At 61.7% G+C, this 9219-nt stretch carries 10 protein-coding genes; 3 read left to right on the top strand and 7 right to left on the bottom strand.

What is annotated here, in order from left to right; all coding sequences use genetic code 11:
* Nucleotides 1-596 precede the first annotated feature (596 nt).
* From H0485_RS20395 to H0485_RS20385, 3 genes are read left to right on the top strand one after another with little or no spacing between them, the layout of a single operon-like run.
* Nucleotides 597-2018 (top strand): cytochrome ubiquinol oxidase subunit I, encoded by a 1422-nt coding sequence (locus H0485_RS20395; protein WP_226937744.1) that lies wholly within the window; start codon nt 597-599, stop codon nt 2016-2018.
* A gap of 4 nt (nt 2019-2022) precedes the next feature.
* Nucleotides 2023-3027, top strand: a complete 1005-nt coding sequence (gene cydB, locus H0485_RS20390) for a cytochrome d ubiquinol oxidase subunit II (RefSeq protein WP_226937743.1) — start codon at nt 2023-2025, stop codon at nt 3025-3027.
* Nucleotides 3024-3128: a DUF2474 domain-containing protein gene (locus H0485_RS20385; protein WP_226937742.1), complete on the top strand. Its 105-nt coding sequence runs from the start codon at nt 3024-3026 to the stop codon at nt 3126-3128. Before cydB ends, H0485_RS20385 begins: the two co-directional genes overlap by 4 nt.
* A gap of 36 nt (nt 3129-3164) precedes the next feature.
* Here H0485_RS20385 and H0485_RS20380 read toward each other — a convergent pair whose 3' ends face one another.
* The 7 genes from H0485_RS20380 to H0485_RS20350 form a co-directional block, all read right to left on the bottom strand.
* Nucleotides 3165-4088, bottom strand: coding sequence for a lysophospholipid acyltransferase family protein (locus H0485_RS20380; RefSeq protein ID WP_226937741.1), 924 nt, complete (start codon nt 4086-4088; stop codon nt 3165-3167).
* Nucleotides 4085-5377, bottom strand: coding sequence for a 3-deoxy-D-manno-octulosonic acid transferase (locus tag H0485_RS20375; RefSeq protein WP_226937740.1), 1293 nt, complete (start codon nt 5375-5377; stop codon nt 4085-4087). Before H0485_RS20375 ends, H0485_RS20380 begins: the two co-directional genes overlap by 4 nt.
* Nucleotides 5378-5428: 51 nt before the next feature.
* A complete protein-coding gene (locus H0485_RS20370; protein WP_226937739.1) occupies nt 5429-6199 on the bottom strand; it encodes a glycosyltransferase family 25 protein in 771 nt (256 codons plus the stop codon).
* Complete coding sequence (locus tag H0485_RS20365; protein ID WP_226937738.1) at nt 6186-6971, bottom strand: glycosyltransferase family 32 protein; 786 nt, start codon at nt 6969-6971, stop codon at nt 6186-6188. Before H0485_RS20365 ends, H0485_RS20370 begins: the two co-directional genes overlap by 14 nt.
* A complete protein-coding gene (locus tag H0485_RS20360; RefSeq protein WP_226937737.1) occupies nt 6968-7708 on the bottom strand; it encodes a 3-deoxy-D-manno-octulosonic acid kinase in 741 nt (246 codons plus the stop codon). The genes H0485_RS20365 and H0485_RS20360 overlap by 4 nt, the downstream gene beginning before the upstream one ends.
* Nucleotides 7709-7772: 64 nt before the next feature.
* A complete protein-coding gene (locus tag H0485_RS20355; protein WP_226937736.1) occupies nt 7773-8528 on the bottom strand; it encodes a hypothetical protein in 756 nt (251 codons plus the stop codon).
* Between the two features lie 487 nt (nt 8529-9015).
* Nucleotides 9016-9219 (bottom strand): hypothetical protein (locus H0485_RS20350; RefSeq protein WP_226937735.1); only part of this gene is annotated, 204 nt, incomplete at its 5' end.

Here is a 9219-nt window from a genome sequence, read left to right as displayed (position 1 = left end):
AGGTTCAAGTTCGCGTCGCTATCCTTAACCGCTTCACAGCCCTCGGAACGCCGATTACCGCTGCCGTTGCATGACTTCTCGGGGGAAAGGGGTTGTTTACCCAAAAGTCGATTTACGCAACAGCGCCCGGGCGCTTTGGCCTGCGTTCCTCCACCAGGACAATTCGCCGCGCAACAGGCCTGGTCCTGCAGGCTCGCCGCGATGAATCGCAGCCTCTCAGCGACCTCTCAACGGCGGGGCTGTCTGCTCCGGGGCGCCCGGCCCTGGCCATGGTACATGGTCGCAGTCTCACGGCTCAGGACCAGAGCTCCGGTCAGAACGGGGGTTCGTCACGGCGGGGCGGGCCTGGTCAAGGCTCATATCCAACCACCTGTTTTGAAATAAATTTCTTACCCAAACAGAGCGACTGCACCGGCGCTTCAACCACCATGAACTGCCCTCCCTTACAAGCTCCGGCACTGCCATTGCCTCTGCCCTGCGACGTTAACGACCTCGCTCTGGCTGCTCGCTGAGACTAGTAACGAAGCCAAAACAGGCGCAGAGTTTCTGCACAGAGAAACCTGCAGGGATGCTCCTTACGCTGTTGAGAGGTGAAAATGGACTTTGGTTTATCCGCAGAATTGCTGGCCCGGTTCCAGTTTGCTTTCACCATATCCTTCCATTTCATCTTTCCCGCCTTCTCAATCGGCACCGCCAGTTACATCGCGGTGCTGAATGCGCTCTGGCTCTGGACCCGCGATGAGACCTATCTGCGGCTGTTTGAATACTGGAAGACCATCTTTGCTGTGACCTTTGGCATGGGCGTGGTCTCGGGCATTGTGATGAGCTATCAGTTCGGCACCAACTGGTCGGTCTTTTCCGACCGGGCCGGGGCGGTGATCGGGCCGCTGATGGCCTATGAGGTGCTGACCGCCTTCTTCCTTGAGGCAGGCTTCCTCGGCGTGGCTTTGTTCGGCCGCAGGCGGGTGGGCGACGGGCTTCATATGGTGGCGGTCGCTGCCGTGGCGATCGGCACGCTGATCTCGGCCACCTGGATCACCTCGGCCAATTCCTGGATGCATACACCGGCAGGCTTCAGCATTGATGCTGATGGCCGCTTCATCCCCGAGGACTGGTGGCAGATCATCTTCAACCCCTCTTTCCCCTATCGCATGACCCATACGATCCTCGCCGCCTTCCTGACCACGGCCTTTGCGGTGGGCGCGGTCGGGGCCTGGCATCTGCTGAAGGACCGCAGTTCGCGACCGGCGCGGATCATGTTCTCGATGGCGATGTGGATGGCCGCGCTGGTGACGCCGGTGCAGATCTTTGTCGGCGATATGCACGGGCTGAACACGCTGGAATATCAGCCCGCCAAAATTGCGGCGATGGAAGGGCATTGGGAGACCCATAAAGACGGCGCGCCGCTGATCCTGTTCGGCATCCCGAATGAGCGGAGCGAAAGCACGGATTACGCGATTGAGATCCCGAAACTGGGCTCTTTTATCCTGAAACACGACTGGAATGCCGAGATTAAGGGCCTGAAAGAATGGCCGGTCGGGGACCGCCCGCCGATGCTGATCCCCTTCTATGCCTTCCGTATCATGGTGGGGATTGGCTTTGCCATGCTGGGGCTTGGCCTCTGGTCGCTCTGGGCGCGCTGGCGCGGCCGGCTCTATGACAGCCCGATGCTGCACCGCGCCGCGCTGGTGATGGGCCCCTCGGGCTTTGTCGCGGTGCTGGCGGGCTGGTTCACCACCGAAGTCGGACGCCAGCCCTTCACGGTTTACGGGCTGATGCGGACCTCTGAGAGCATCTCTCCGGTCCCGGCTGCCGCGGTCGGTGCCTCGCTCACCGCTTTTGTGATCGTCTATTTTATCGTCTTCGGGGCCGGGGTCTATTACCTGTTCCGCCTGATGGCCCAGGCCCCGGTCACCACCGACAGCCATGAGCTGGACCGCGCGCCGATGCGGGCGGCGGGGATCACCCCCGGGCCGGCCCAGAGCGATCACGACCCCAGTTCCGGCAAGGAGGGCTGAGCCGATGGAATTTGACCTGCCGATGATCTGGGCCGGGATCATTGCCTTTGCAGTGATCGCCTATGTGGTGATGGATGGTTTCGATCTGGGGATCGGGATCCTGTTTCCCTTCTTCCCCGAGCGCCATGACCGCGATCTGATGACCAATTCCATCGCCCCGGTCTGGGATGGCAATGAAACCTGGCTGGTGATGGGGGGCGGCGGGCTGATGGCGGCTTTCCCGGTGGTCTATGCCACGGTCCTGCCCGCGCTGTATTTTCCGATCGTCTTGATGCTGCTGGCGCTGATTTTCCGCGGCGTGGCCTTTGAGTTTCGCTGGCGCAGCCGCAATCGCTCCGCCTGGTGGGATGCGGGCTTCTGGATCGGCTCGACCATCGCCGCAGCGATGCAGGGCTTTGCGCTTGGTGCCCTGGTTCAGGGGCTGGAGATCCGCGATGGCAGCTTTGCCGGCGGAACTTTCGACTGGCTCAGCCCCTTCTCGCTGCTGACTGCGGCGGCAGTGGTCACCGGCTATGCCCTGCTCGGCGCCACCTGGATCGTGCTGAAAACCAATGGCGATATTCAGGACCGTGCCCGCCGCGTGGCGCTTCCGGCAGGGGTCGCGCTCTTCGCGCTGATCGGCCTTGTCTCGCTCTGGAGCCCCTTTATCAACCCGCTCTATTTTGAACGCTGGTTCAGCTGGCCGAGCATGATCTTCTCGGGCCTTGTCCCGGCTTTGCTGGCGGGCTGTGGCTGGGCATTGTGGCAGGGGTTGCGCAAGGGCAGGCATCTGCAGCCCTTCCTCGCCGCGCTTGGCGTCTTCATGCTGTGCTTTGCCGGGCTGGGCATCAGTTTCTTCCCCTATATCGTGCCCGGCAGCCTGACGATCCGCGAGAGCGCGGCCCCTGATGCCTCGCTTGCCTTCATGCTGGCGGGGGCTGCGGTGATGATCCCGGTGATCCTCGCCTATACCAGCTATAGCTATTGGGTATTTCGCGGCAAAATGGATCCCGAGGAGGGCTATCATTGAAACCGGCGCTCTCCCGCCTGCTCTGGTTCGCTGCCCTCTGGCTCGGCGGGGTGGCGGCGGTCAGCGCTATTGGCCTGATCGTCCGGCTCTTTCTCGCCTGATCTCAGCCTTCCGGGTAAAGCTGGGGTGAGGCCGCTTTACCCGGCGCTGTGATCGGGCAGATTTTCGGGCCGCCAGCGCCGGTGCATCCAGATCCACTGATCGGGATGGGCGCGGACCTGCGCTTCCAGGCTGTCATTCAGCTTCTGGGTGGTCTCCAGCGGATCCCCGGCCTCAACCGGGGCCTCAACGATCAGATCAAAGCCCAGATCCGGGCGACGGATGCCATAGGTCGGCACGATCAGCGCATTATATTTCAGCGCCATCTCAGCGACCGAGAGCGAGGTTTTCGCCGGCTGGCCCATGAAATTCAGCAAGACGCCGGAATACATATGCTGATCGAGCACCACCCCCAGCATGCCGCCCGAGCGCAGAAAGCGCAGCATTTCCGACATGCCATTGCGGTTGCGCGGGAATAAAGGTTCGCCGATCCGCTCGATGGTCGAGACATAGTGATCATTGAAGAACCGGTTCACCATCGGCTTATAAAGCCCGCCAACCCGGTAGCCACGCGTGATCAGCGCCGCGCGCATCGCATCGTAATTGCCGATATGGCCGGTGACCAGCAGCACGGCCCGGCCCTGGGCATGTGCCGCTTCCAGGGCCGGCACGCCCGGGCCTTTCAGCTCTTCCCGGGCGATGCGGGCGCTGAATTCTTCGGGCGAATAGAGCTCGATCATCGTACGGCCAAAGCTGGCGGGCACCTCACGCACCAGCCGCTCCACCTCGGCCTGCGGCAGCTCCGGCATGATCAGCGCCAGATTTTCGCGGATCCGTCTGCGCCAGCTGGTGAAATGCGAAAGCAGGCTGACGAAACCGGCCGAGATCGCGAGGCGCTGCCCCCAGGGGAAACGCAGCATCAGCCACAGCGCGGCGCGCAGAACCCGGTCGACGATCCAGTCCTGGATGGTTTCCAGACTATTGCGGCTGTGGCCGCTGGATTTATTGGCGATCGGTTTCATAGGGGCTCGTCTGGTTGGGCCGGATGGTCTGAGGGCAGCTGCAGCAGCGGGGCGAGCAGGGACAGGCTGCGCTCTGCAGCCCCCTCATGCCGGCTTTGCTCGGCCCGGGCCGCCTGGCGCATATGCTGCAGGCCCGGCGGATCGGCAAGCAGACGGCTCAGCGTCCGGGCAAGGGTCGGCGCATCCATCACGCCCTGCATCGCCCCCACCCGGGCAAGTGCGGTATAGGCGGCGGCGAAATTGCGCAGATGCGGCCCGGTCAGGATCGCGCAACCGGCGGCGGCAGGCTCATAGGGGGTATGTCCGCCCGGACCAGGCAAGAGCGAGCCGCCGACAAGGGCGATCTCAGCCAGCTGATAAACACTGCCAAGCAGGCCAAGCGCATCGATCAGATGCACCTGGGTCTGCGCAGCGGGCATCTCCCCCAGGCTCTGGCGGGTGAAAGGAATACCGCGACGGCGCAGCATCGCCGCAACACCATCACCACGTTCGGGGTGACGGGGGGCCAGCAACAGCAATGTGGGTGTTTTCAGCGCCGCGAAAGCATCGATCACGATCTCTTCCTCACCCTCATGGGTCGAGGTGGCGGCCCAGATATGGCGGCCTGCGGCAGCCCGCTGCCAGTGCTGCACCAGAGCAGGGTCGGCAGCGGGCGGCGCCAGATCCGCTTTCAGATTGCCCGGAGCCTGCAGAACCTGTGCCGGCACACCAAGCGCCAGAAATTCAGCGCGCAGGCTCTCTTCCTGCAAGGTGATCAGCTGCAGCCCTTCGAGCAATGCCGCATAGCTTTTCGGCGCCCGGCTGCGGGTTTTTGACGGCCTTGCATTCAGCAAAGCAGTGGCGATGCCACGCTGGCGCAGCCCCGCCATCATGCGCGGCCAGAGATCGCCCTCGACAAACAAGGCCGCCTGGGGCTGCCAGTGATCCAGAAAGCCGGTCACCGCTTCGCTGGTATCAACCGGAGCAAACTGATGCAAAGCCCCGGGCAGCTGCCGCGCCACGGCCGCCGCTCCGGTGGCGGTGGTTGTGCTCACCAGCAGGCTGACCCCCGGCTCTGCGAGCAGCAGCCGCGCCAGTCTGGCCACCGAGCCGACCTCACCCACCGAAGCCGCATGCAGCCAGATCAGCCTGCCCCTGGGGCGGGGCAGCCCGGCCTGGCCATAGCGCTCGGCCAGCCGCCCGGGCGGGGCCTGCATCCGCAGATGCGCCCGCGCCGCGAAACGTCGCAACAGACCAGGCGCGAGGCCGCTGAGGATATCCCATAGTTTCAGGGGCAGGGTGCCGGCCATCAGCGTATCACGCGCATCACAGCGGGGCCGGTCGCCTCAGGCATATGGCGGTTATTTCGCACGACGAAAGTCGCGCTGTCTGAACCAGGCGATGATCTTATTGCGCCACAGCCGGTGCTGTTTGGCCCAGCCGTAATACCAGCTGCGGCCCGTGGCTTTGCGCACCGCGCCATTGCCGTCGATATCGCTGTCAACCCCGGTCTGGCTGGTGATCGGGGGCCAGATCGCATAGCCGGAGCCGCGCTGCACCATGATCTCGCGGAACTGGGTATCGACCGGCATGGTGACGAGCGCATGGTTCTGCTGCACATTGCGGGCCCCCTCGCGCGACCACAACAGCGCGGTGGTCAGCATCGGGAAGTAATGCGCCCGCACCAGATCATGCCCGCCCGACAGATGATCGGTCGGGGTGTAGATCTTCATCTTATTCGGCCCGAGATGCACGATATCCCAGGGCTCGCCCTTTGCTTCCAGCGCGGCGATGGTCTCCTCAACCACCTTGCAGAACATCGGATCGATCTCGGCATCATCCTCGAGCACGATGCCATAGGCGCTATCTGTCGCAAGGAAGCGGTCGATACAGTCGAGATGGCTTTTATAGCAGCCATATTCAGCGCCGCGCAGCGGCCGGCCAAGGAAGCGATACGCTTTCTTCAGATCAACATCTGCGGTCCGGGTCAGGTCGATCTTGCGGCCATCGAAGGCTGAGACCCGCTCGGCATGGGGAATGCCCGCAGCCAAAAGCCCGGCCTCAATCGAGGCGCGCCGCTCATCGCTGCTGTCGAGATTGATGTAATAGACAGGGATATTACCAGTCATCATGCAGAACCTTATTCACGAAGCTGTCCTTCGGGAAAGCTCCGTCGTACTTTTCATTTACATAGCGGGTCAGCTTACTGGCCCAGAGATGAAGGCCGTAAGCCTCAGATGGTGCCTCAGCAGCAGAATATCCAGCCGGATCGGCAAAGCGGCCGGCCTGATCCATCGGCAGCGAATAGAAAGCCGGAATCGGCAGAGCATGTGAGATCTCGCCGCTCGCCCGCAGCTCCAGGGTGATCAGTCGTGGCCCGATCGAGCCCCAGGGCCAGCGGGTAATCGGCAGCCCGCCGCTGATCAGATTGCGCAGCCGCAACTTCAGTTTCCGCAACCCCTCAACATGCGGCGGCAGACCGCGTGTCCCGGCATGAATTTCCATCAGCTTTGCCAGGGCGGGCGACTGCTGTGGCAGTTTCAGCACCGCGCCGTTCAGCTTACCATGATCCTCATAGCCGAAGATGTAATCTGAGGGGAAATCGAAGGGCCGCAGCGCCACAATATCAAGATCGGTCCAGAGGAAATCGGTTTTCGCGATCAGCGCATAGCGAAACAGATCTGAATGCAGTGCCGAGCTTTGGGTTTTCTGATGCAGGACTATGCGGCCGATATCCAGAATCTCCCGCGCATCGCGCAGGATCACATCCTCGGGGCAGTTTTCCAGCGGCTCATAGGCAAACAGCGTGAAAACATGGCCCTGGCGCTGGAAAGAGCGGATCGAGGCCAGCTCAATCGGGCCGAGACGGTTGCCGATCCACAGGCTTGCCACAGATTTCATCATTTTGGGCAGCTCCGCTCCGATCTGAGGGCAGCAGTATAGCCAAGTTTCAGCGCCTGCCAGTCAGCCTCACCCCAGTGCAGCCCCGGCACCTTGCCCTGCTCCTTCAGCAGCGAGCGGTGCAGCCGCGCGAGGTTCTCCGCCGCCCAGGGGCCCGCCGGACGGCGCTCGCATTTGTCGAAATCGATCAGCCAGACCTTATCAGCCGCATCGAGCAGAATATTGCGGCAGTTCAGATCGGAATGATGCACGCCCTTGCCATGCATCTGCGCGATCACCGCCCCGATTTCGGCCCAGAGCTGCGGTGCGATGGCGCCTCCGGCCAGAATTTCGGCCAGGGTCCGCGCCGCCGGGATCCGTTCGGTGATCAGATCGGCGCGGTAGAACAGACCGGCGGGCTGATAACGCGCCAGCACCGGGCGCGGCACCGGCAGCCCCTCGCCCCGCATCCAGTCGAGCAGCCGGAACTCCAGCACCGCCCGGCTCTGCTCTGCCGGCAGGCGCAGATAGAGGTCGGGATTGATCCGGCCGATCAGCCCGCCGCGCCAGAAATGCCGCCAGACCAGATCAAGGCCCCGATAGCAGAGAAACCAGGCCTGATTGCGCCCGGCTGAACTGCCGCTCAGATGGCCTTCGGCCTGCAGCCATGCCAGATCAAACAGGCGCGGCTCGGCGGCCTGCAGCAGCTGATCGTCAAACCAGAGGGTCGCGCCCTTTTCACGGATCGTTCTGATCGCCACCTGAAGCCATGCCTCTGCTCATTGTCTCAATCGGATTTAGCCCTGTCCCGCCAGGCCCGCGGTCTTAACGCCAGAGCTCATCCACCCAGGCCACCGGCAGCACCCGGCGGTACCATTTGCCACTGCGGCCGATAATGGCATCGGGCGGGTTGGGCTTACCATGGAAGACAACGATCTTTGCGCCTTGCGGGATCCGGGCCGGTCTGAAAAAGCCCATCAGGCCGCGATGCATGCAGTGACGTTTAAAGCTGACGCACCAGCCCTTTGGCCAATAGCCCATCAGGCCCTTGCGCGAGAAATACGAGGTGACGAATTCCTGCTCATTGCGGTAATCGCTCTGTGCCGACTGCAGATCGGCGGCCAGATGCGCGATCAGATCGCCATGGGCCCCGGCCTCAAAGCGGAAAGCCGAGGTATTGCCGGTCTCATCGCGCTTGTCCCACTCCTTGATGACCAGGAACGCGCCCGGCGGATCGAAGAAGTCATCGAGAGGCCCGGTGATGACGATATCGACATCGAGGAACAGAACCGGGCCTTTCAGATCGGACAAAGGCGCGGCGAAAACCGTGGCCTTCAGCCAGCCATGATAGCGCGTCCAGCCGGTGGCAGCATCAAATTCGGGAATGCCGATCTTCGGCAGCGCCTGGGTCTCGATCCCGGGCGCAATGCCCGCCGCATCATCGGTAAAGCAGACAAAACGGTAGGGGCGCGACATGTTGCGCCGCACCATCGAATGCAGCTTATTGACATAGTCAGCACCATATTTGGTGCCCCATTTCACGCAGATGATATTGACCAGATCCATAAGCCTGCCTCGCATCACACCAGGGCGCCAGCTACGCCGTCCCGGGATCCGCAGAGGTACCAGAGCGGGGGCAGGAAAGTCAATTCTGCGGCGCAGCACCTCGCGTGGCAGAACCGCTTCTCCGTCGGGAGAGCCGTGGCCGAAGCAATGTCCGCCTATCTGGACGCGATATACAGAAGCAGCGGCAGGCTGAGCACTGCCAGAGCCGCCAGAACCCAGGTGAATTTCCGGTTCTTCATCGGTGTACGGCTATAGCAATAATTGCATCTGGCAGAGCCAAACCGGGGGCGGTGGCCGCAGTCACAGGTAAAAGGACGAAATGCATTTCTCTGTGTCATGCAAGGATCTTCAGAAGTGCCAGATTTAACATTGGCAGAACAGAGAACATTCTAACGCAGCTTCGTCAATATAAATTAAATCATGAATTATTTACAATTTATGTATTAATTTAACAAATCAATACATAAATTATTCATTCTATCCTTATATTTAGGGCCTCTCCTCAGGCATAACTCTGAATTTCAAATTGCTCTTTTAAAGGCGCCATTTTTCTCAGATGGATATCTTTAATATGGGATAGGCTCTGTTGCGCAAATCGCGTGTTGGCCGAGGTTCCCCTTTCCCCGGACAGACTTATCCCACGGCTTCCGTGACAGGTATGCCGAGCGCGGTGTAGCCGTTCAGGACGGCGATGCGGACCTGGAGC

Source organism: Pseudogemmobacter faecipullorum, from assembly GCF_020539525.1.
GTDB lineage: Bacteria > Pseudomonadota > Alphaproteobacteria > Rhodobacterales > Rhodobacteraceae > Pseudogemmobacter > Pseudogemmobacter faecipullorum.
Note: the sequence above shows the minus strand (reverse complement) of the source record. Positions and strands in the feature narration are given on the sequence as shown.